Consider the following 25,006-nt stretch of genomic DNA (forward strand, 5'->3'; position numbering starts at 1 on the left):
AAATAGATTATTCGGTATTAGCCCCGGTTTCCCGGAGTTATCCCAAACTATAAGGTAGGTTGCCCACGTGTTACTCACCCGTCCGCCGCTAACGTCAAAGGAGCAAGCTCCTTTTCTGTTCGCTCGACTTGCATGTATTAGGCACGCCGCCAGCGTTCGTCCTGAGCCAGGATCAAACTCTCCATAAAAAGAAATTTGATTAGCTCAAATTGTTTTGCTGGCATCATGTTTGATGTCCAAAATTTTGTTTCGTTCACTAACTCATGGTTAGTGAATAAAAACTTTATTGATTACGTTTTGCTTGTTCAGTTTTCAAGGTTCATTTCGCCGCCGTTTTCTCAGTGGCAACTTTTATATAATACCATGTCGTAAACTCTATGTCAACAACTAATTTAGCTGTTTTTTAGTAGTTGTCTTAACGACTTGTATAATACTACACTCTTAATTTAAAAAGGTCAACACTTTTTTCTAAAAAAATCGGTAGCTTTTCATTCCACTGAGAAATTACCTATTTAATATGATTTAGAAAACAAATTAATATTAGACTCACAATCTAGTAAATTTAATGTTTTATTGTTATCTAAAATTCAGTTTAGTTCAATAAGGGGATAAAATTAAAAAGATCTCCACTTATAAAATGTTTAAATAAGAAAGTACATTGTTTTTTAGGGACCAATTGAATTGCGGAAAAAGAAAAGATGTATTTTCTGATGCAAACTATAGTTTTGATACTTTACAAGAAGCATATGAAGAATGAGGATAAGCTCTTATGACATTTGGATTCAACTTCCTGACACAATCAAATGCTGCAATCACGATATTACCACTCCTATATGAGTCATAAGAAAATCATTTTTACATTTCCTTATTAAGCTTATGAGGGCTTTAGTGCTAGGGTTTTAAAAATAATAAAACTTATTTATAAATAAATAAGAGCATGCTTGATCGATTTTTTCAAAACATGCTCTATGCTCCTAAATCAAGGTTACTATCATAAATTTAATTAGACCTAATGATTAAAGCTACAACGGGCTACTCGCTTTCTATGGAAAGCTTCGCTCTGCGACAAGAGCACGAAGTAACTCTCCGCTACAATCAACTAAAATGGGGATTCAAGCAAAATATCGACAAAAAAATCCTTTTACCGATCTACCTTCTTAAATTCAACATACCTAATATTTATTATTCTCCTTTAATATTGTGCAGTAAAAAGCTTGTCGCCATTTGGAACTGTAAATCATTTTGACGGTCCTCTTTATATTTTTTCAACGTTTCGTTTAAGCTGTTAAAGAAGGTAGTGTCCAAATTAAAATTATCTTCTGCCTTTTTCAATTTCTTATCCTCCCGATAAAGTTTAACTGCCTCCTCCGTCGATTCATCCAAGTAACCGTCTAAACGAGCAATTTTAAAGCCTAGCTTTTTCAAAGCATTTTGCGTATAAGCAATTTCTTCACTCATATCGCCCTCTTTAAATTTCCCTGATAATGGATGCATTTGGAAAGCGAATAATTCATTTGGTTCAACCACTAAATTAGCCTCAATACCTTGCCCATGAATCCATTCGCGCTTTGGCGTCAGCCATTTATTTGTGGACAGTTTAAGCTCTCCACCATTTTTCAGCGACCAAGACTCCTGAACTGTTCCCTTTCCAAAACTCTTGACACCAATAAGGGAGGCACGTCCCCAGCTTTTTAAAGCGCCACTAAGTACTTCACTAGCAGATGCACTGCCCGCATTCTGTAAAACAACAATTGGTATCTTGTACATTGTCTGTAAATACTTTTCATCAAAGCTTTTTGATTCCGTTTTTAATGGTTCCATAGCACCTTCAGCATTTTGCATATAGGCAAACACTTTGCCTTTCTCCAATACTGTGCTCAGTAGCGCTGCGACGCTATGTAAATAACCACCTGGATTATCCCGCACATCAATCACTAACCCTTTTATATCTTTTCGAAGCAATTTACTCGTTTCGGCAACCCACTCATTTGCTGTTTTCTCACCGAAGAGTGCGATTTCCACATAACCTAGCGGAGTATTTTCTACGTTCACTACTTCGCTCGTTACTGTTTTATTAGAAATTGCAGCTCGTTCCATCGTCATTTTAATATGTTTATCTTCACTTGGACGATAGACGACAATAGTTACTTTCGTCCCCTTCTCCCCTTGAATTAAATGCATTAATTCACTCATCTTTTTTCCATCTACCCGAACGCCATCAACTTGTACAATTTCATCGAGAGAGCGCATTCCTGCCTTATCTGCCGGGGACGAACGGACTGGAGATACAACAATAAATTTTCCGTTATTTTCAGATAGCTCAATCCCTATGCCTACTCTTTCCTCGGCTAACATTTGTCGGTGCTGTTCCGCCTCTTCCTTCGAATAATAGGTGCTATAAGGGTCCTTAATAGCATCGGCCATACCACGAAGTGCCCCCTCCACTAAAACATCTTTTTTCGTACTGTATACAGATTTTTCCTCAATTAAATTCAACGCTTCATTAATCGAATCAACCTCTGTAACGACCGGCTCCTTTTTATCCCCTAAATTAAACCAGTCAAAATAAACTCCACTACCTAGCAATAGACTACTAGCAAGTACGCCGACACCAGCCATTATTTTGCGCAAACCTTCCCTCCTCCGTCTCTTCTACTGTATGAAGTTTATTTTTCAAACATACAAGATTAAACTTCAAAATAATTTGTTGAATACTATGATTTTTGTTTCAAGAGTATTCTATTGCAGATCGTGAGTATTTGATTTCTAGCGCACGTACTCTATCGACAATCGCGGGTATTTACCTCCCTAGCGCGGGTACCCATCACGAATCGTGGGCGCTTTATAACCAAATAAAAAATCTGCTTCGTTTCTTTTAAGAAAAGGAGCAGATTCTTTGATTTGATTAGTCTAATGCATCTACATATTTTTTTAACATTTCTACATTCATCGGCCCTTTTATAGCACGTTGAATATATCCATTTGAATCAATAAGATAGGTTGTAGGAATCGTCAATATTTGATAGGCAATGCCGATTGAGTTTTTCGGGTCTTGATCAAGTAAAATAGGAAATGTTAAATCAAAGCTATCTCTAAATGTCATCACAGAATCTATTTTTGCGTCAGCTGTAACATCTCGTTCTTCACTTGTTAAATTGACAGCTATTATTTCTACATTATCTTTTTTAGCATATTGTTCATAATAATTTTGCATATGTGGCATTTCTGCCTTACACGGTGGGCACCATGTTGCCCAAAAGTTTAACACAACTTTTTTTCCACGAAGCTTACTCAAAGTTACATTTTTACCATCCAAACTTGTTAAAGTAAAATCCGGTGGCGTATCTCCATTGCTTAAGCCAATCTTTCGTTCATCCATTTCTTTTCCAAGAGAAGTTGTTTCAATTTCACGATCCTTATCAATCTGCTGTTTAACATATGTACCAATCATCACAGCTACTAATAATACGACGATAAGTAGCCCAATATTTTTTTTCATTCCTTACCTCCCAATAATTTAGTACTTTATTTTGAACCGTATCATTTAGACGTGCCAGCAAAACGCTGAATCACTATACCTAATATAAGTAATATGACGCTCACACTTACTGCCGGTTGCCATAAACCATATGGCTGAAAGAGAGTAACAATCATAAAACCAATCGTATATAAAAATAAAGCACGGTTGATAGCTGTTATTTTCCATAATATGAGGACTGTTAGTGTACTTAGCACAAGTAAAGTTATCACTTCGCTAGTGGTTTGATTATCATTTAGTAACACTACAAGCCATTGATAAATCGATTGCGTTAAAATGATTGCCCAACTACAGGCAGCGACTCCAGTTGCGTCAAACTGAAATTGTTGTCGCTTCCACCAAAGCTGTAACGACGCTACCACTACCCCTAATAAGACACCCATTGTTCCACCATTAAAATAAAGGAGCGAAAATGGTTGAGCGATAACAGCTTTAAAATCAGTGACAATTATGCTAAATTTCCAAACGACAATAAAGGTAAAGACCGCGTCACCATATACCCCCGCCCATTTCTTAGAAAATTGTACCTGTAAAACTAGCCATACAATGAAAAAGGCCACAAGTAAAGCAACAGCTGTTGCTGGTAATGTTAGTGCTCGAATAGAGAACCATTCTGTGTTATTCATCTAATAAATCCTCCAGATAGCTACAGCATAGCATATAATCTTTATATGAACTGTCATTTCACACCGTGTTCAAAAAATCTTCCTGAAACATCAAAGAATAGACTCTTGATAAACAATTCTATTGAAATACCCATATAGGTATTCACACTACAAATATATTACATAAAATGATGGCATACTAGGAAAAAGGCTTCCAAATTATGCATCTGCTAATAAAATAAGTACAGATGAGTATATTTTAAACTTCAAAAATTGAGATGAGCATATTATGTTGCTTTCCCAAACGTTATTCAGACTGCTCCTACCTACATGAACTCAGTTGATGTTCTATCCGTCACTTTGCCTTTTCTATCAATCATTTCTAAGCGCACAATGTGAAGATTCCCCAATATTTTGCGCTGACTGCCAATCTTCCTCAGTTTATTGACATCTTGACTAACAAATCTTTTTGGTAGAAGTGTCGAACATTCGCTTTCATCTTGATGTGTCGATACCCAATCAATATTATAGAAGTTTAATAGAAATATAAAAAAGCTATACATTAGCGTAATCCTAATGTATAGCTTTCAATATTTTTATACTGGAATATATTTCAATGGGTTTACACTACCGACTGCTTGTCCACGCCAAGCGCCAATATGCACTTCGAAGTGTAAGTGCGGTCCTGTTACGCGTCCAGTCATACCCATTGTTGCAATTTGCTGACCTTGGGATACCTCTGAACCAACACTAACATTGAAAGAATTTAAGTGTGCATACACTGTTGTATAAATTTCGCCATTGATAGAATGTGTAATGATAACAACATTACCATACGTGCTAAGTGGTGCAGCATAGGCAACAACACCGTCAGCAGCTGCCCAAATTGGAGTGCCTGTACTATTTGCAAGATCGACTCCGTAGTGGAATTCTGGACCTGCACCAATATTACGCCAGCCATAAGGTGATGTTAAACGACCATTTGTTGGCTTAATCCATGTACCATTCGATTGTGGGGCATCCACTGTTGAAGATCCTGGTCCTGACCCACCACCACTATTGTTTGAATTAGCTGCCTTAGCTGCGGCAGCAGCGGCTGCCTTACGTTTCGCTTCTTGTTGACGAGCAATTTCAGCTAATCGATTTTGTTCATCGATGATTTTTTGTTGTAATTCTGCACTAACCTCAAGGGCCTCAGAATATTCTTTCTCAAGCAATACTTTTTCTGATTTCAGCTTTTCTTGCTCTTTTTCTAATTGATCAATTAATTTATTTTTCTCAGCTTTCTGTCTATCCAATGATGCTTTTAAACGATCAAGCTCAGCTTTTTTATCTTCGAGCTTTTGACGTTTACTTTCTAAGACTTGCTTTTGTTCCTCTAATTTTTGCTTGTCATCTTTTTGATCCTGGATAATTTGTCGATCCGCTTCAAGCAATGCATTGACAGCAGAGAATCGATCGATAAAATCTACGAAGCTATTAGAACTAAGTAACACGTCTAAATAGCTAACAGAGCCACCCGCCTGAATGGCACGGGCACGATCCTCTAACAATAAATCACGCTCTTCAATTTTGTGCAAAAGCTCCGCAATAGAATCTTCTAATGTTTTTATTTCTGCATTTGTAGATTGGATTTCCGCCCTCACATTTTTGATATTGCCATTTGTTTTATCAATTTCAGCATTTAATGATTGAATTTGATCTAATAATTTTTGTTGCTTGTTTTCATTTGCATTAATAGCATTTGTTTTATTATTGATGGATGAATTTAAGCCATCTTTCTTTGATTCAATTTGTTTTTTTTCATCTTTTAAATCCGATAAACTAGTTGCATACGCTGATGGAGTTTGGATAAAAAGAAATAATGCAGATGCTGCAGCAAGTGTTTTCAATGAGTTTTTCGCCATACTTTTCACCGGTTGAACTCCTTTTCGACTATTATTTTGGTTGATTGTCATTCCGGCTAACACAACTTGTGGAGCCTAACGAAAGCTAGATTTTTAAAAACTTACGTACGGACATGAAACTTCCCCAAATACCAATTAGTACACCAATGAGTAATAGTAGACCGCTTACTTGGTACACAAGAGGTGAGAAATCAAGTACTTGAACAAGTTCGCCTTTTAATCGGGGCGCAATAATTCTATATATATTGTGGTAAAGGGTTGCGATGACCGCAATCGGAATAATAGAACCTAAAATTCCGAGCCACATTCCTTCTAATAAAAATGGGATACGCACGAACGAATTCGTTGCTCCAACAAGTTTCATAATTTCTATTTCATCACGACGTGCAATAATAGTAATTCGAATCGTGTTAGAAATTAAGAAAATTGCTGTAAACAATAATCCACAAATAAGTACTATCCCTACGTTGCGGCTAATATTTAAGAAATTAAATAGTTTTTCTACTTTGCCTTCACCATACATAACGTCATATGTATACTCAAATTTATCAATTTTTTTAGCAACAGTAGCTGTTTGTTGAGGATTTGAAGCCTTCACATAAATAACATTACGTAATGGATTACTTTGCTCAAATAGTTTAAAATCGTCCCCAAAATCTTTTACTAATTTCGTTAATTCATTTTCCTTTGTCGAATAAGTCATCTCGGCGACATCTGGCAATTTCTTTATTTTTTCCATGAGCGCTTTTTCACCAGTTTTATCTGCTGTTTCATCAATTAACACTTTAATTTCAACATCGTTCTCTAAATCAGATGCTACTTTATTTAAGTTCATCATAATAAGCGCGAATACGCCTACTAATATTAATGTAACTGTAACTGCACTAACTGAGGCAATAGTCATCCAGCTATTACGACCAAGAGACTTTACACTTTCTCGGAAGTGGCGTTTTACTGTATTAAATTTCATAGCCGTAGTCACCTCCGTGCTCATCACGGACAATCATTCCGCCTTCAATTGCAATTACTCGACGACGAATCGTATTTACGATTTCACGGTTATGGGTTGCCATCACAATAGTTGTACCTCTTGCATTAATTTCTTCGAATAAATTCATAATGTCCCATGATGTCTCAGGGTCAAGATTTCCAGTAGGCTCATCTGCAATAACGACCTTTGGCACATTCACAATAGATCGTGCAATCGAAACGCGCTGCTGTTCGCCACCTGAAAGCTCATTAGGGAACATTCTTGCCTTTTGCTTTAGCCCCACGAGCTCTAAAACTTCCATTACCCGACGGCGAATTTCTATTGGGTCTTCCTCAATTACCTCTAGTGCAAACGCTACATTTTCATAAACATTCAAACGAGGTAGCAGTTTGAAGTCTTGGAAAACGACACCAATTTGACGGCGTAAAAATGGTACCTTTTTATTTTTCAATTCTGCTAAATTTATGCCATTAACAGTGATTTCTCCAGAAGTAGCTTTTTCCTCGCGGTACATTAATTTAATAAATGTAGATTTACCTGCACCACTTGGACCTACAACATAGACAAATTCACCCTGCTTTATGTTAACAGAAATCCCATTTGTCGCAACAACGCCATTTGGATACTTCTTTGTCACATTCTTCATTTCTATCATATTTAAACCACCTAAATCTCTTACCATGTAAGAGGTATTTCATTCTCTATTATAGCACTCTATTTCTCCCTTTATTATTACAGTTTCATTTCATTCCGTGGTAGTTCCTGCTATTTCGTTATTTCATTGCCACAAAACTAACATAAACTCGACATACAAGAAAGCAGAAATCGAGCCCAATAGTGGAAAGTCGATTTCTGCTTTTCTTATGTTTTCAAACAGCAAAAAAGCATTCAGTTATGCTGTTATGCTTAGCCTGAATGCTTTTTATTAGTTAAATATGCTGCTCGTCAGTTGTTGTATAGCGTACTAAAACTGCACCTGTTTTAGACTCACCTTCAATAAATAAACGATTAGCATTCTCTATTTCTTTATCAAAACGTACTACTTTTGATAAAAATTGATCCTGTGATTCAATTTTTGAAGCGTCTTGAATACCAACATCTACTTTACCAAAATTCGTAACAATTTTACCGCTTAACGATATTGTACGTGGCACATACAATTCAACAGCTCCTGCGACTGTTTGTGCTTTGATTTTCGATGAATTAGTTGAGCAAGTAGTGACAACAACATGTCCATTAACCGATTTTGCTGCAACTTCATCCAATGCACCATCTAAATAGACACGGCCATTCAATGTTTCAGCCTCTAAATCTTTACCACGAACATTTGTTAATTCAATGGAACCATTTGACGAATCTACTTCTGCCTTTCCAAAGTTAAACTTAGAGCCTTTAATCGCACCGTTTAATGTTTTTACTTTTAATTGCTCGAAATCCGTATCTTGTAAAGTAACACTACCGTTCATTAAACGTACTGATAATTTTTCTAATTTATCCTTTGGAACAAGTACTTTAACATTTACTTGAACAAGCTTAAGTTGACTTAAAATTCGTAATGAATCCCCATCTTCCTTGACAACGAATTGCTCTAGGAAGTTAGCGCGCGTTTCTTCTTCACTATCATTAACAAGAGGTGCCTTTACTTTGCAAATGACTTGGAAGCTATCTCCTTCAGCAGTTTCTAATGAAAAATTGCCATTCGGTAATTCAGCAATTATTTTGTCTACACGTTCAGCTGAAACTTCTTCCGTATGTGTAAACTCGAATTTATCACCAAATGGAGAAGTTACATCAAATTCTTTAACCTTTTTTACTGCCGTATTCATCATATCCATAAAGAGGGAACCAATTTGTGATAAATCTTTACGGAAATCTCGCATTTCTTCTTGGAAATATTTAGAGAAATCTTCGTCTTTTGGCGATTGTTGTTCGTTTTGACTCTCATCTTTAAATACTGACTCTTTTTCTGTTGAGGAATACTGGTCCTCATTTACCACATCATTCATAACATTTTGAGTGGACTTGCTAGGTTGCTCTAATGCTTCTAATAATGTAATCGCCTCTTGCGCTGAAATTGTTCCTTTTTCCACAAGTTCTAAAATTCGTTGACGTTCATTTTGCATAATAAAAATAGCCTCCCTCAGTTCGTTATATTATTTATACGATTCATTTTGTGAAAAGTTTCACCAAAAAACGAAAAATTGGGAATATATCTTATTTTAGGCTCATTACCATAACGTTTGGTTGATTTCCGTTCCGGCTGGGTGCTTTGTTGCTGCCGCTACGTTAGCACTACGCTTTCGCACAGAGCAAAGCTTCCTAGGGGCGTCCGATGAGCCGCTTCACTCGCAAAGCTCGCTCCAGGGTCTCGGGCCAACACGATGTTGGTCACGAAGGCGTTATCACAGGATGTGATGCTTTTAGCCTTCGTTCCTCTATTGCTGATCCCCGAGGATTCGCCCAGCCTCCACTCCAATCAACTTATTCACATGACATACGTTTTAATAGAATGTCATCCAACTTTTAAAGTTTATCGATTAACTTTCACGTTTTATCACCCAACTTTTAATTTTTATCGACATCCGCCTTCGCAGTATGCCCCTTATCGTAAAAAAGTTCGCAAATCTCCTTAGGAAATTTGCGAAATTTTTGGGACTTTATTGAGAAGCCTTTGTTAAAACAGCTTCCATACGCATACGATCTCTTGTTAATATCGGTTTTAAATATTTCCCAGTATAAGAGCCACTGACTTCAGCGACCTCTTCTGGTGTACCTGTCGCAACAATAGTACCACCTTTATCTCCACCTTCTGGTCCTAAATCGATAATGTAGTCTGCTGTTTTGATGACATCTAAATTATGTTCGATTACTAGCACGGAATCGCCATTTTCTACAAGACGCTGTAAAACAACGAGTAAACGTGCAATATCATGCGCATGTAAGCCCGTTGTCGGCTCATCTAAAATATAGAATGATTTACCAGTTGAACGACGGTGTAATTCAGAGGCTAACTTCACACGCTGTGCCTCACCACCGGATAGAGTTGTAGCAGGTTGTCCTAATTTCATATAGCCTAATCCTACATCCACGATCGTTTGTAGCTTACGCTGGATTTTCGGAATATTTTCGAAGAATACTACTGCATTTTCAATCGTCATATCTAAAATATCTGCAATGCTCTTATCTTTATATTTCACTTCAAGCGTTTCACGGTTATAACGCTTCCCATGACAGACTTCACACGGCACGTAAACATCTGGTAGGAAATGCATTTCAATTTTTATAATACCATCACCACGACAAGCCTCACAGCGGCCTCCCTTAACGTTGAAGCTAAAGCGACCTTTTTTATAGCCACGTACCTTTGCTTCATTTGTTGTGGCAAAAACATCTCGAATATCATCAAAAACGCCTGTATACGTAGCTGGATTAGAGCGAGGTGTACGACCGATTGGTGATTGGTCAATATCAATTACCTTTTCGAGCTCTTCCATTCCCGTTACTTCTTTATGTTCTCCTGGCTTCACTTTTGAACGATTAAGCTTTTGAGCTAATGACTTATATAAAATTTCATTAATAAGCGTTGATTTACCTGACCCTGAAACACCTGTCACTGCAACAAATAAACCAAGTGGTATATCAACCTTCACATTTTGAAGATTATTTTCCTTAGCACCTTTAATCGATAATTTGCGCCCATTCGGTTTGCGTCGCTCAATCGGTAGTGGAATAAACTTCTTGCCACTTAAGTATTGCCCTGTTAATGACTTTTCATTTTCCATTACCTCCTGTGGTGTCCCGGCCGCTACAATTTGACCACCATGCACACCTGCACCAGGACCAACATCAATGAGATAATCAGCCGCCAGCATTGTATCTTCATCGTGTTCAACAACAATAAGCGTATTGCCTATATCACGCATATTTTGCAATGTACTGATAAGACGGTCATTATCACGTTGATGCAAGCCGATGGATGGCTCATCTAAAATATAGAGTACGCCCGTTAAACGCGAACCGATTTGTGTCGCAAGGCGAATTCGTTGCGCTTCTCCCCCTGAAAGTGTTCCTGCCGCTCGACTTAACGTTAAATAATCTAACCCTACATTGACAAGGAAGCCAAGTCGCTCTTCAATTTCGCGTAAAACAAGTCGAGCAATTTTCATATCCTTTTCTGATAAATCTAGCTCTTTGAAAAATGTATCAGCTTCTTGAATCGAATACTGTGTAACTTCACCAATATGTTTATCTGCTAATTTTACAGCTAATGTTTCAGGCTTTAAGCGATAACCTTTACAAGATGGACATGCTTGCTGCGCCATATATTTTTCCATTTGTTCACGCACGTAGTCAGACGTTGTCTCTTTAAAACGGCGCTCCACATTACGGACAACACCTTCGAATTCAATCATTTGATCTCGCACATTGCCAAACTCATTTTCATAATGGAAGTGGATTTTATCTTTACCAGAACCATATAAAATTTTATCCATCTTTTCTTTCGGAAGATCCTTTACTGGGACGTCCATTGGAATATCATAATGATCGCACACAGCCTTTAATAATTGTGGATAGTATTGAGAGCTTGTTGGTTCCCACGGTGCTATAGCATGCTCTAATAAACTACGGTCCCAATCAGGCACTACTAAATCAAGATCTACCTCTTGTGTTGAGCCTAAACCATCACAGCTTGGACAAGCTCCAAACGGACTATTAAATGAAAACATGCGAGGCTCTAGCTCCCCGATTGAAAATCCACATAAAGGACAAGCATGATGCTCACTAAATAATAATTCCTCATGTTCCATCACATCGACAAGTACACGCCCATCTGCCAAACGTAATGCTGTCTCTAAAGAATCACTAAGACGTGCCGCGACACCTTCCTTCATCACAACACGATCGATGACTACTTCTATTGAGTGCTTTTTGTTTTTATCAAGTTCAATTGCATCATCTAAATCACGTAGCTCACCGTCGATACGTACCCGAACAAAGCCTTGCTTTTTTAAATCTTCCAGTAGCTTTACGTGCGTTCCCTTACGCCCTGATACCATCGGAGCAAGCAACTGCATTTTCGTTCTTTCTGGATAAGTTAATAAACGATCGACCATTTGCTCAATCGTTTGGGACGTAATTTCAATACCATGATTAGGGCAAATAGGTTTACCGATGCGCGCAAATAGCAAACGTAAATAATCATAGATTTCCGTTACTGTCCCAACTGTTGAACGTGGGTTACGGCTCGTCGTTTTTTGATCGATTGAAATAGCAGGAGATAATCCCTCTATTGCATCGACATCTGGTTTATCCATTTGACCAAGGAATTGACGGGCATAAGCTGAAAGGGATTCAACATAACGACGTTGGCCCTCGGCATAAATCGTATCGAACGCTAATGATGATTTCCCTGAGCCCGATAACCCTGTTAACACGACTAATTGATCGCGTGGAATTGTGACATTGATATTTTTTAAATTATGAGCTCGTGCACCTTGCACGACAATTTCAGTATTTTTCACAAGCCATTCACCCTTCTACCTTCAATTCAAATATTGTATCGCGCAGCTCAGCAGCACGTTCGAAATCGAGTGCTTTTGCCGCTTCCTTCATTTCTACTTCCAGAGTTGCAAGTAATTGCTCTCTTTCCGCCTTCGTCAGCTTCTTACCTTTTGTTGCCTTCGTTACATAAGACTCTTCTTCCTCTGCCACCTGTGTCGCACGAATAACATCAGGAATTTTCTTAACAATCGTTTTCGGTGTAATGCCATGCTCTTCGTTATATGCCATTTGCAGTTTTCGACGACGCTTCGTTTCCTCAATCGCCTTTTTCATCGAATCCGTCATATTATCTGCGTACATAATGACATGACCATTGGCATTACGTGCAGCACGTCCAATTGTTTGAATAAGTGAGCGCTCTGAACGTAAAAATCCTTCCTTGTCAGCATCTAAAATCGCCACAAGCGAAACCTCAGGAATATCTAGCCCTTCTCGCAATAAGTTAATACCGATTAGAACATCATAAGTACCTTTGCGAAGCTCGCGAATAATTTCAATTCGCTCTAACGTCTTAATCTCGGAATGCAAGTACTCAACCTTCAAGCCCATTTCCTTCAAATAAGCCGATAAATCCTCTGACATTTTTTTCGTCAATGTTGTTACAAGCACTCGTTCATTACGAGCAATACGACCTTGAATCTCATCTATTAAATCATCTATTTGCCCTTCAATAGGACGTACGTCAATTTGTGGATCAAGTAGCCCTGTTGGTCGAATAATTTGCTGCACCATTTCAGGAGAATGCTCAAGCTCATATGGGCCAGGTGTTGCTGATACATAAATAGCTTGATGTATATGTTTCTCATATTCTTCAAAACGTAAAGGGCGGTTATCTAGTGCTGATGGCAAACGGAATCCATGCTCAACTAGCACACCTTTACGTGCTTGGTCACCGTTATACATCCCTCGAACTTGTGGTAACGTAACGTGACTTTCATCGACAACAAGTAAAAAATCCTCAGGGAAATAGTCGAGTAGCGTATATGGAGTTGCCCCCGCTTCACGCAATGTTAAATGACGCGAGTAGTTTTCGATACCTGAGCAAAAGCCCATTTCACGCATCATTTCTAAATCGTAGCGAGTGCGTTGCTCTAAACGCTGTGCCTCTAACAATTTATCCTCTGCACGTAAAAGAGTTAAACGCTCCTCCAACTCTTTTTCAATATTTTCAATGGCCTTTAGCATTTTTTCTTCTCGTGTAACGAAGTGGGATGCTGGGAAAATAGCTACATGATCACGGTCCGCTAATATTTCACCAGTTAACGCATCCACCTCACGAATTCGATCGATCTCGTCCCCAAAAAACTCCACGCGAATACAATGCTCATCACGAGATGCAGGGAATATTTCCACTACATCTCCACGCACCCGAAACGTCCCACGTGTAAAACTCACATCATTACGCTCGTACTGTACATCGACCAATTTTCGAAGCAACTGATTACGTTCAATTTCCATTCCAGTCCGCACCGATACGACCATTTCACGATATTCTTCTGGAGAACCTAGACCATATATACAGGACACGGATGCTATAATAATGACATCATCACGCTCGAATAATGAAGATGTTGCAGAGTGACGCAACTTATCAATTTCATCATTAATGCTTGAATCTTTCTCGATATAAGTATCCGTCTGCGGTACATATGCCTCTGGCTGAAAGTAATCATAGTAGCTGACAAAGTATTCAACTGCATTATTAGGGAAGAACTCTTTAAACTCACTATATAATTGACCTGCTAATGTTTTATTGTGTGCCATAATAAGTGTCGGTTTTTTTACCTGTTTAATGACATTAGAAATCGTAAACGTTTTTCCTGTTCCTGTTGCACCGAGCAACGTTTGATGACGTTTACCTGCACGTACACCCTCCACTAATTCCGCAATTGCCTGTGGTTGATCTCCACCAGGCGTATATGGCGCTTGTAAATCAAATGTTTGCATACATGTCCCCGTCCTTTCCTACCAATTTGATACATATATTTTAGCATAGCATTATTTAAATTTCGAACATTTAACGAACGAATGTTTGTAAAAAATTTTCCGTTTACTCTATTTAAGGTAATTACGATAGAACGTATGTACTAATTACAACCTATCTATCAATAGATTACCCTTCCCAAATGTTAGCTAATCGAGATGGAAAAATGTAAATGCATTACCTTAGAGGGAATCTCGGGTTATTACCGGTAAATCTGATCAGCTGGCACAAAAATAGCAAAAAAATCCCGCTCCCCAATAAGTGGAGAGCGGGCTCGTCATATTATTCACTTGCATCTTGGTGTAAGGTTATTAGTTCGGCTGCGTATAGATGAAATGCATTTTCATCTTTGTCATCGAGTGCTCTATCTATCAGAACCATGAGCTGCTCTTCACGATGCATACGCTGGATATGATTTAAAAATAAATCTAAATAAATCTCGTTTAATAATTTCTCTGCCTCATCAACTTTCTTTGACTGACCAACGGCTTTTAGAAAATCTGTATACGAATAATATTTATCCAACGATCTCACCTCGATCCTTTTCTAAATTATAAGAAAATTGAAGTTAAAATGCAATGCTTAAGAACTGAAAATCACTTCGATTTACTATTAATCTCGTGCAATTTCAAGCAATTTCTCTATACAATCGCTTGAAATATCAACGGTTTTCTCCTTTTGTCTATACTTTCAGAAATCAATTTTATGCTCTACACTTCAATAACAAATAGAAAAGGGAGGTTTACATAGATGTCAGCAAACTACATCAATGGGTATTTAATGTCTTTCAACACCTATTTACTTCAGCCAATGCAGTATGATTCTAAAATTTTCACACGGGTCATTGATAAGCATAATGAGCTTATCGTCACTAGGAAACCAATGCATATATTACGAAAATCTTGTATCTCACTCGGAACAACCTATGAAGCAGCAAGACATTCCGCCAAACGCTTTTTCGGCAATCAACATAAGCTTCCAATCGTTGTTGCTTATGATTATGGTTATCCTTGTATTTTTCTACCAACGTATTCTCCAAACTCTATCCACAATATTTGGATTGGACTTCACGCCATTTCAAATATTGTAGCGAGTAAAACGGGCTGTATCGTTACATTGAAAAATGATAAACAGATTGAGCTACCTATTCAATATGCTTCAATCAGCAAGCAATTTGTCAATGCATCGATGCTCTATAAACATTACATGAATGAACGCAAGGAGATTAGCCAAGACGCTCCGTATCATCCACCTTTTTAACTTCTTTCAGCACATGTCTTGTGACCGAAAGCGTAGCGACAGGTACAGAAGTCTCTTACCCCTATAGGTGTGAGATGAATACGGTTTTAAGTCACTTATCAGCGGGTGTTCCAACATCCGCTGATAGAAGTTAAGCCTCTCGGCGGATATCACGGAAACGACAAGGAGTTCTTTGTGATAAATACAAATCCGATTCCGGACGCAATTATGCCGAGGCACAATTGATTTAGAAACTAAAAAACCCCTCAAAGCACAATTACATTGTGTCTCTGAGAGGCTTTCATTAGCCAATTTTTGAACGTAAATATGCATTAATGAATGGATCTACATCACCATCCATCACCGCTCCTACATTACCTGTTTCTTCATTTGTACGATGATCTTTCACCATTGAATATGGATGGAATACATAGGAACGAATTTGTGAGCCCCAGCCGATTTCCTTCTGTTCACCACGGATTTCATCTAGCTGTGCCTGCTGCTTATCGATCTCTAATTGATAAAGTTTCCCTTTTAACATTGTCATTGCTTTTTCACGGTTTTTAATTTGTGAACGTTCTGCCTGACATTGTACGACAGTACCAGTTGGAATGTGCGTAATACGAACAGCTGAATCTGTCGTATTAATATGCTGACCACCTGCACCTGTTGCACGATACGTATCAATTTTTAAATCCTCTGTACGAATATCAATTTCAATATTGTCATCGAATTCAGGCATAACATCACAAGAAACGAACGATGTATGACGACGACCAGAAGAGTCAAACGGTGAAATACGTACTAAACGATGGACACCTTTTTCTGCTTGCAAATAGCCATAAGCATTATGACCCTTAATGGACAATGTTACAGATTTAATCCCTGCTTCATCGCCTGGAAGATAATCAACTGTTTCGACTTTAAAGCCACGTTTTTCCGCCCAGCGTGTGTACATACGAAGCAGCATCGAGCCCCAATCCTGAGATTCCGTACCACCTGCTCCTGGATGCAGCTCTAAAATTGCATTATTTTGATCGTATGGACCGCTTAATAGTAATTGCAGCTCAAAATCGCCCATTTTTTGCTGGAATTCTACTAATTCATTGCCTAGCTCCTCCTGCAATTCTTCATCAGGCTCTTCGCGCAATAGCTCTAACGTCATATCTAGGTTCTCATATGTTTCTAATAGATCTTTATACTCATTAACAGTTGCCTTTAAGCCATTACTCTCATTAATGATTACCTGTGCCCCTTGCTGATCATCCCAGAAACCTGGCTCAAGCATCATTTCATCTAATTCTTGAATGCGTGCCTCTTTGTTTTCTAAGTCAAAGAGACCCCCTAAAATCCGCCAATTTTTTGGCTGAAGTGTCTAACGCGTTACGTACATCTGCTAATTCAATCATTGTTAAATCCTCCGAACATTATTTATGGGGCAAACTTTTAAAATACTGATACTTCATTTTTAAAGCCCCGGTCTCTTTATTATAACGTTTTTACAGCGGAAAACATACTTTTTTACAACCTCAGCATTCGTTTCAGTCTTTTTCAGCTTCATCCTTAAAGATAACATCGTGTGCCATACGTTGAAATACTTTACCTTGATCATATTGAACTAATAAATTCTTTGTTCGTTTTTCCAGTTTATATTTTAGTAGAAAAGCTCTTTGAATTCTGTTTTCAAATGATCTAACACTTAGATCCACATTAGTTTCATAGCCGTTCATAAAAATTACTTTTGTATTCTTTTTATCGATAGCTAGATAGTCCTGGATATGATGAACAGCAAACCATTTACAGTCACGTCGTAAATAAGACTTACTTGGAAACCATACAATATTACTTTGTTCATGAACAACTATTGGATTTTTATTCAACTTTCCAAGTATCATTCTTGATCCATCGAAAGCCCCTCTTAAGCTAGAACCGAAATAACGTAGATTATAATCCATTAATTTTGTCGGCGCTAATTTTGATATATATTCGCGATCCCTTTCTATTACACGTGTACCCAAGTTACCATTGGCATCATATTCCGGTATATACAGCATCGTTTTACTACTCATAATGTCATCACTATGCATGTCAATCCTCCTCAAAATTGTATGTTTTTCTAGTAAAAAGGAGTATACTAATAAATATATTGGTAAACTCCAATGTTTCCTCGAGGATTATATATATCCATAAATCCCCCCTTTATTTAAAAACAGACTCAATACCCAAAACTTTTCAACTATTCACACATTCATAATAAATCACAAGAAAGTTATAAACATTACCCTTTTCATTGAACTATTTACCTATTGTTGTAGTATCATATACCTCTTTTTGAATTTTCTAATATTCCTACTCATTTAAACGCTGCTTGAAAAAACCTCCTACTTACTAACTTGCGGTTGTTCGCACATTCGCTTTAGTCTTAGCTAGCAGCAGGCGGATCGTGAAAATATCCTAAAACATCGAAAAAAAGACCATTTTAACATACAGTTAAAATGATCTTTTTCGAATATTATTGAGCTGCACCATGGCAGTTTTTAAATTTCTTACCGCTTCCGCATGGACATAAATCATTACGTCCGACATTTTCAGCTTTACGGACAGGTTGCTTTTTCGGAGCTGAGCCACCATCCTCTTTCGGATTAACAGCTTGACCTTTTGCAACTTCTTCACGCTCTAAATTATTATGGATTTCTGCCTTCATCGCATATTTTGCTACATCTTCGCGAATGGAAGCGACCATATCCTCAAACATAGCAAAGCCCTCTTGTTGATACTCACGAAGTGGATCATTTTGACCATATGCACGAAGATGGATACCTTGACGTAGCTGATCCATTGCATCAATATGATCAATCCACTTTGTATCAATTGAGCGAAGTAAGATTACCTTTTCAAATTCACGCATACGTTCTGGTGTAAGCTGTTCTTCTTTTTCATTATAACGCGTTTGGACAGCGTTAGAAATTAGCTGGTTAATCTCTTCTGCGGATTTACCTTGGAAATCTTCCACCTTTAGATCGCCTTCATCTAATAGATTTGCTGCGACAAAGTCATCAATTGCTTTTAAATGCCAATCTTTTTGCTCACCTTGCGTATACAATGCGACAATGTTGTCGATCGTTTCTTGAATCATAGACTCTACAAGCACACGCATATTTTCTGTTTCTAATACGTCGTAACGCTCTTTATAAATAATCTCACGTTGCTGACGTAACACATCATCATATTGTAATAAGCGTTTACGAGCATCGAAGTTATTACCTTCAACACGTTTTTGAGCTGATTCTACTGCTCTTGAAACAACTTTAGATTGTAATGGCTGTGAATCATCCATCCCTAATTTCATCATCATGTTCTTCATATTATCGGAGCCAAAACGACGCATTAATTCATCTTCTAGTGATAGATAGAATTGAGTAATACCTGGGTTCCCTTGACGACCAGAACGACCACGCAGCTGATTATCGATACGACGAGATTCATGACGCTCCGTACCAATTACCGCTAAACCACCAAGCTCCATTACACCTTCTCCAGGCTTAATGTCTGTACCACGACCAGCCATGTTTGTTGCAATTGTTACTGCACCTTTTGTACCTGCATTCGCAATAATCTCGGCTTCACGCTCATGGTTTTTCGCGTTTAAGACGTTATGTGGGATTTTATGTTTATCCAATAAATTCGAAATTATTTCAGATGTTTCAATTGCGACCGTACCAACAAGAACTGGTTGTCCAGCTTTATGGCGCTCTGCAATATCTGCCGCCACCGCTTTATATTTCCCTTCCATCGAAGCAAAAATTAAGTCCGGACGGTCATCACGAGCAATCGGCTTATTCGTAGGAATCGCGACAACACTCATATTATAAATATTACGGAATTCCTCTTCCTCTGTTTTCGCAGTACCTGTCATACCCGAAAGCTTTTGATACATACGGAAGTAGTTTTGGAACGTAATTGTTGCCATCGTCATCGATTCATTTTGAATCTCTACGCCTTCTTTGGCCTCGATTGCCTGATGTAGTCCATCTGAGTAACGGCGACCTTTCATTAAACGACCTGTAAAGCCGTCAACAATAATGATTTCGCCCTCTTGTACAACATAATCAACATCATTATGCATACTTACATGTGCCTTTAACGATTGGTTAATCGCATGGTTTAAACGCACATGTGTTAAATCAAATAGATTATCAATGCCAAATGCTTTCTCTGCTTTTTCAACACCAGCATCTGTTAACGTAACACCTTTTGTCGACTCTTCGTATGTGTAATCTGTTTCTGCACTTAACATACGAACAAATGCATTCGACTGTTTATATAGCTGCGCCGATTTCCCAGCCTGACCCGAAATAATTAATGGCGTACGCGCTTCATCAATTAAAATCGAGTCAACCTCATCGATTACTGCAAAATGTAGCGGACGTTGTACACGCTCTTCTTTATAAAGCACCATATTATCACGTAAATAGTCAAAGCCCAACTCATTGTTTGTACTATACGTAATATCAGCTTCATAGGCTGCACGTTTTTCTTCTTTTGATAGGCTGTTCAAGTTTAAACCAACCGTTAAGCCTAAGAAATTATACAAATGCCCCATTTCTTCAGCATCACGACTCGCTAAATATTCATTGACTGTCACAACATGTACACCTTTACCAGTAATGGCATTTAGGTAAACAGCCATTGTAGCCGTTAACGTTTTACCTTCACCGGTTTTCATTTCCGCAATATTACCTTCATCTAATGACGCAGCACCCATAATTTGCACACGGAATGGGTACATCTCTAACACACGCTTTGACCCTTCTCGACAAACCGCAAAAGCTTCCGCACGAATCGAATCTAAATGCTCTCCGTCCGCATAGCGTTTTTTAAACTCTTCTGTTTTCGCTTGTAATTGATCATCTGAAAGCTGTTCCATTTGAGAAGCGAATCCCTCAACCTGGTCAGCGATTTTTTCTAATTTTTTTAGTTCACGTTTATTGAAATCAAATAATTTATTTAATAGGTTTACCATGAATTTTTTCACTTCCTATATAGTCTCAACTTTCATTTTACCATTGTATAACAGATTCATGCAAACAGAGTCCCTAGCATGAAAGGAAATCATATCAATTACGCCCTAGCGTAATTGTTGTTGCTGTCACTACAAATAAACAATGCCGTCCGGATTTTGAATTGTGTTTAGGCTAGGCAGATCTTTTTTGTGCGAAAGCGCAGTGCTAACGTAGCGGCAGCGGCAGATCTTTTTTGCGTGAAAGCGCAGTGCTAACGTAGCGACCGCGGCACCGACGTAGGTCCTTTAGCCGTTGTCCTAGGAAGCGACGGTTTTAGGCTAACAACCTTATAGTGACTCCTTTCGAAATCCTTGATATCTGCTAGAGTCTTATCTTATAAGTGTTTGGTGGTATATTTGCATTCATCCCACTACTATTGAGGGTAGAATTCCTACTGAATGAAGATAAAAAGGCTCCCGCTTTTCGCGAGAGCCCTTGTACATATTAAAGTTTAAGTTGTTTCAATTAAGCCATATTTACCGTCTTTGCGTTTGTAGACAATATTTGTGCCGTTTGATTCTGCATCTGTAAAGATATAGAAATCATGCCCTAGCATATTCATTTGTAAGACAGCTTCTTCTTGATCCATCGGTTTTAGATCAAATTGCTTTGTGCGAACAATAGAGTATTCGTCTTCCTCTGTTGATGCATCTGCTGCTGCTTGAGAAGTAGCAAAATAAAGGCCTGTACCTTCACGCTCACGGAATTTACGGTTTACTTTTGTTTTATGCTTACGGATTTGACGTTCTAATTTATCAACGATTAAGTCAATCGCAGCATACATATCATTATGACGCTCTTCTGCACGAAGAGTTAAGTTCTTCATTGGAATTGTAACTTCCACTTTAGTTTGCTTGTCATTATAAACCTTTAAATTTACGTTAGCGTTGGCGTTAACATCTTCGTTAAAATAACGTTCAACTTTCTCGACTTTGTTCTCAACATACTCTCGAATAGCTGGAGTTACCTCAATATTTTCACCGCGAATGTTAAAGTTTAACATGTAAACTCCTCCTTTATAACTGCTATACTTTATATTTCTACACAAGTGTGCGAAATTCCTCTAAAATAATTCTTTTTTTCAAAAAAATTTTTTCCTACAATAATGTGTAGCATCTGCTGATATGGGTTGAACAAAATCCCCACTGTTGAATGTTTCACTTTATGAATTAATGCTATTTAGTTTTGCCTCATCAGCTTCTCTTCTTCGGCGTAGTTTCAACTCTTCGACAATCAAATCCTCAACCGATTCTTGATCATTAAAATTCACGCCATATTGTTTGCCCTTGCCAAAAGGACGGCTCCAAATTATTTCACCATAAGCTCGTACCTCTCTAGTATCAAGAACAAAGCGTAAATCCAAAGGAGGAGGATTAACACCTAAATCCACTTCAGTAAACATCTTTAAACCTCGTGGACTAATATCAAGCAAATCAGCCATTGCCGTTTGCGCTTGATTCACCCTTCCATCCTCATATATCGCAAAAGTCATTTTAACAGGCTCATCGAACTTAAATCGAAAGCCTTCTTGGCGCTTAAATATCATATACCCACCCCAATACTATTCGAAACATCTATTTAGCTTGATTATGACACGATGCATGTTTTACATCTAGAGGGAATAAGTAACATATTTTACCGGATAAAGACCTATTTTATGACTAGTTAAATGTTTCCCTTTTGTATGATATAAAATGCCTTGTCTCGTATTTTTTGCAAAGAAAAGAGACCATCTTGAATTGATGGCCTCTATGTTGTCTAAATTTGTCCAGTGTTTCCCTGACCGAATTGTTGCTGTCGATTGATGCGAATAACTTCCTTCCATGTATCACGGAATTCCGTCACTAATCCTTCAACTTCTTCAATTATAGCGATCTCATTTTTAATGTTTGCTTCAACTAGACGACGATTCATATATTCATATTGTGTTAGCTTATTTCTATTGGCCAGCCTTCACGCCTAAATCACTGCGGATTTCATTAATCGGCATGATTTCTTTTATCTCCTTAACTAGCTGTACTTGAATTTTTTGGGACTACTTTCTTCTTCAACACTGCTTACTTTTATAAACCTTCAATTTGCTGCTTTAAATAACGATTCTCCAGTTTGTAACTTAGCAAAACTTTCTCCTCCTTTGTCATAGGTAATAGTTTCCTACAGGCTGTTTAAGGCGATGTAATTCGCCATTCTTGTACCATCTCATCCATATTTTCAGCTGAAAATAATTACGAATAATCGATTCTTGTAAAACTTGTTTTGTAGGAATTACCCGCTAATCTCAGTTCAATTGCTTTCATTTTTACTGCTAAAGTGTGACTCTCTTCCCCATAGAAAAAACACCTTCACGTTGATTTGATAGGGTACATAACCATTTTTCAACGAAAGGTGTTTTTATTTGTCTCATTTTTGTAGGGCAGTTCAATAACAAGTTTTAGAACCTTTTATCTTACTCCGAAAATAGAGTTATTATGAAATTGACTTGATAATTTTTAAATAGTCTTTTTGATTGTCCATCTCATATAAAGTATTTTGTTTTAATTGAAAAATAGTGATATTTAAAGTTTCAATTAAATCCAAAGGTATGTTATCCCAGTATAAGGAAGTTTTTTTAAGATTTTGGGATTGCAAGTAATTTGAAAAGTTTTGTTTTATTATTTTACAGTCTTGCATTTCCCAAAAGGAAACCCCTGATAAAGATGGGAGTTGTTCGTCAGTGATTTTTATATCTATTACTTTTTGATTGTTGTCTAATATTGGACACCATTCATTTTCTTGATCGATTCGAATAATTGTAAAATATGTACTTTGTATAGGTTTAAGGTTTAAAAAAATATTTTCAAGAAAGACCGTATCTGCATCGATGATAAATGAATCCCCAAAATAAGGTAGGGCTAATTTGAAGCTATAAATACTATTATATTCTTTATACATTTCATTGAAGATTAATTTTACTCCTGGAAATTTTTTTGTCAGATATTCAAATTGATTAGCTAAATGTCCAGTAACAATGTAAATCTCATTGATTTTTGCTTCAATTAAAAATTGAATAGTTCTTTCTAAGTTAGGTACTTTATTTATTGGCAAAAGTGCTTTATGTTTTGTTTTTGTCCATTCTTCGAAACGAGATCCGAGTCCCGCTGCAAGTATAATTGCGTTCATAGTTTTACACCTCTTTTGAAAGATATAATTGTAAAAAATTCTTTTGGATTATTTGTTGTCAAGATAGATCCTGTAATAATAAGCAAGGCTAATAAAAATTCTTTTACTCCTGCTTCAAATCCTAGTAATAGACCGAATAAAACAGCCCACGCAGAGTAACTAATATTTAATCCCATAGCTTTAATAGGACCAACGCGATTAATCGATGTGTAGTAAAATAAATATGAAGCAGTGCCCGCTAATGCAGTTAATGCAAATAAAATAATTGTAAAGTCTTGTAATACTAATTTTACTAAAGAAATACCCCCAATAATCGGGACTATTAACAAGCCATATACTATTGCAGAAACTGTTTGTCTTATTTGTAAAGCAATAGAAGGCAATATGTCATTTTTCATACCATAAGCGGAGATAACAGATTCAGATCCCCATCCTAAAACACATAATAAAGCGCAAGATAATCCTAAAATTAAATTTTGCGGTTCTTCTTGTGAAGTTAACCCTAAAAAAATTGTAGCTATTATGGCAAGAGAAAGTCCTATAATGTTTTTCGTAGTCACTTTTTCTTTTAAAAATAAAAAGCTAAAAAAAGATCCTACTGCAGGATACATCGAAGATATAATAGCCGTATAGGAAGGACCAATAAAATAAATGGACAACATAAATCCAGACATTCCTATTGGGCCCCCTAAAAGCGCAGCAATCATTACTACTTTACCATCCCTACTTTTTAATGATTGTTTGAGCTGTTGTGTTCGTTTAAAAAGTAAAGTATGAAATAACATCCATATACTCGAAAAAGTATCATGTAAAAAGGTTGAGATTAAAGGGGCTACAAAAAGATAATCTTCAAAAATCGAGCAAGATAGAATAATTCCTATGATTATCGTATTGACACCCCATAGAATTCCACCCAAAAGACCAATCCATTGTCCCCTTATCTCGTATTGTGTCATTT

Annotated in this window: 18 protein-coding genes, 1 rRNA gene and 1 pseudogene; 1 reads left to right on the forward strand and 19 read right to left on the reverse strand. The window is 37.4% G+C overall.

Translation table 11 applies throughout. The annotated features are described in order from the left end of the window. The 11 genes from C7Y47_RS12530 to C7Y47_RS12580 all read right to left on the reverse strand — a co-directional run. Positions 1-188, reverse strand: a 16S ribosomal RNA gene (locus C7Y47_RS12530); the annotation flags it as partial. A 994-nt stretch (positions 189-1,182) separates the two neighbouring features. After that, positions 1,183-2,631, reverse strand: coding sequence for a S41 family peptidase (locus C7Y47_RS12535; RefSeq protein WP_142509094.1), 1,449 nt, complete (start codon positions 2,629-2,631; stop codon positions 1,183-1,185). Between the two features lie 274 nt (positions 2,632-2,905). Continuing rightward, complete coding sequence (locus tag C7Y47_RS12540; protein WP_142509095.1) at positions 2,906-3,499, reverse strand: redoxin domain-containing protein; 594 nt, start codon at positions 3,497-3,499, stop codon at positions 2,906-2,908. A gap of 41 nt (positions 3,500-3,540) precedes the next feature. Beyond that, the gene (locus C7Y47_RS12545) at positions 3,541-4,164 is read right to left on the reverse strand and encodes a hypothetical protein (RefSeq protein ID WP_142509096.1); all 624 of its coding nucleotides are present in this window, start codon (positions 4,162-4,164) and stop codon (positions 3,541-3,543) included. Between the two features lie 575 nt (positions 4,165-4,739). Beyond that, positions 4,740-6,059, reverse strand: a complete 1,320-nt coding sequence (locus tag C7Y47_RS12550) for a murein hydrolase activator EnvC family protein (protein ID WP_142509097.1) — start codon at positions 6,057-6,059, stop codon at positions 4,740-4,742. A 76-nt stretch (positions 6,060-6,135) separates the two neighbouring features. Beyond that, on the reverse strand, positions 6,136-7,020 hold the full coding sequence (gene ftsX, locus C7Y47_RS12555) for a permease-like cell division protein FtsX (protein WP_142509098.1): 885 nt from the start codon (positions 7,018-7,020) through the stop codon (positions 6,136-6,138). Beyond that, positions 7,010-7,696, reverse strand: a complete 687-nt coding sequence (gene ftsE / locus C7Y47_RS12560; protein WP_142509099.1) for a cell division ATP-binding protein FtsE — start codon at positions 7,694-7,696, stop codon at positions 7,010-7,012. Before ftsE ends, ftsX begins: the two co-directional genes overlap by 11 nt. A 274-nt stretch (positions 7,697-7,970) precedes the next feature. Beyond that, a complete protein-coding gene (locus C7Y47_RS12565) occupies positions 7,971-9,164 on the reverse strand; it encodes a DUF4097 family beta strand repeat-containing protein (protein ID WP_142509100.1) in 1,194 nt (397 codons plus the stop codon). A 534-nt stretch (positions 9,165-9,698) separates the two neighbouring features. Next, positions 9,699-12,563: an excinuclease ABC subunit UvrA gene (uvrA, locus tag C7Y47_RS12570; protein WP_142509101.1), complete on the reverse strand. Its 2,865-nt coding sequence runs from the start codon at positions 12,561-12,563 to the stop codon at positions 9,699-9,701. Positions 12,564-12,570: 7 nt separating this feature from the next. Beyond that, a complete protein-coding gene (uvrB, locus tag C7Y47_RS12575) occupies positions 12,571-14,550 on the reverse strand; it encodes an excinuclease ABC subunit UvrB (RefSeq protein ID WP_142509102.1) in 1,980 nt (659 codons plus the stop codon). A 319-nt stretch (positions 14,551-14,869) separates the two neighbouring features. After that, positions 14,870-15,112 carry an IDEAL domain-containing protein gene (locus tag C7Y47_RS12580; protein WP_142509103.1) on the reverse strand — a complete coding sequence of 81 codons (243 nt, stop codon included), beginning with the start codon at positions 15,110-15,112 and terminating at the stop codon, positions 14,870-14,872. A 225-nt stretch (positions 15,113-15,337) separates the two neighbouring features. On the opposite strand from C7Y47_RS12580, the gene C7Y47_RS12585 reads away from it, so the two are divergent. Continuing rightward, positions 15,338-15,847, forward strand: coding sequence for a competence protein ComK (locus tag C7Y47_RS12585; RefSeq protein ID WP_132360585.1), 510 nt, complete (start codon positions 15,338-15,340; stop codon positions 15,845-15,847). Between the two features lie 283 nt (positions 15,848-16,130). Here C7Y47_RS12585 and prfB read toward each other — a convergent pair. The 8 genes and pseudogenes from prfB to C7Y47_RS12625 all read right to left on the reverse strand — a co-directional run bounded on the left by prfB (position 16,131) and on the right by C7Y47_RS12625 (position 25,004). Then, positions 16,131-17,235, reverse strand: a protein-coding gene (gene prfB / locus C7Y47_RS12590; RefSeq protein ID WP_402933768.1) for a peptide chain release factor 2 whose coding sequence is annotated in 2 segments (ribosomal slippage) — positions 16,131-17,159 and positions 17,161-17,235 — 1,104 coding nt in all. Because the reading frame shifts where the segments join, the coding sequence is not laid out codon by codon here. Between the two features lie 132 nt (positions 17,236-17,367). Next, positions 17,368-17,913 carry a competence protein ComK gene (locus C7Y47_RS12595; RefSeq protein WP_142509104.1) on the reverse strand — a complete coding sequence of 182 codons (546 nt, stop codon included), beginning with the start codon at positions 17,911-17,913 and terminating at the stop codon, positions 17,368-17,370. Between the two features lie 425 nt (positions 17,914-18,338). After that, entirely contained in the window at positions 18,339-20,849 is a 2,511-nt protein-coding gene (gene secA / locus C7Y47_RS12600) for a preprotein translocase subunit SecA (RefSeq protein ID WP_142509105.1), read from the reverse strand. A gap of 491 nt (positions 20,850-21,340) precedes the next feature. Continuing rightward, complete coding sequence (hpf, locus tag C7Y47_RS12605) at positions 21,341-21,892, reverse strand: ribosome hibernation-promoting factor, HPF/YfiA family (protein ID WP_132360578.1); 552 nt, start codon at positions 21,890-21,892, stop codon at positions 21,341-21,343. 159 nt (positions 21,893-22,051) lie between these two features. After that, a complete protein-coding gene (locus C7Y47_RS12610; RefSeq protein WP_142509106.1) occupies positions 22,052-22,435 on the reverse strand; it encodes a PilZ domain-containing protein in 384 nt (127 codons plus the stop codon). 212 nt (positions 22,436-22,647) lie between these two features. Beyond that, a pseudogene (fliS, locus tag C7Y47_RS12615) lies at positions 22,648-22,821 on the reverse strand (flagellar export chaperone FliS); the annotation flags it as partial. A gap of 534 nt (positions 22,822-23,355) precedes the next feature. Beyond that, positions 23,356-24,048: an NTP transferase domain-containing protein gene (locus tag C7Y47_RS12620; RefSeq protein WP_142509107.1), complete on the reverse strand. Its 693-nt coding sequence runs from the start codon at positions 24,046-24,048 to the stop codon at positions 23,356-23,358. Then, entirely contained in the window at positions 24,045-25,004 is a 960-nt protein-coding gene (locus C7Y47_RS12625; protein WP_255505169.1) for a DMT family transporter, read from the reverse strand. The genes C7Y47_RS12620 and C7Y47_RS12625 overlap by 4 nt, the downstream gene beginning before the upstream one ends. Positions 25,005-25,006: the final 2 nt, after the last annotated feature.

Source organism: Lysinibacillus sphaericus (genome assembly GCF_006864135.1).
Classification (GTDB): domain Bacteria; phylum Bacillota; class Bacilli; order Bacillales_A; family Planococcaceae; genus Lysinibacillus.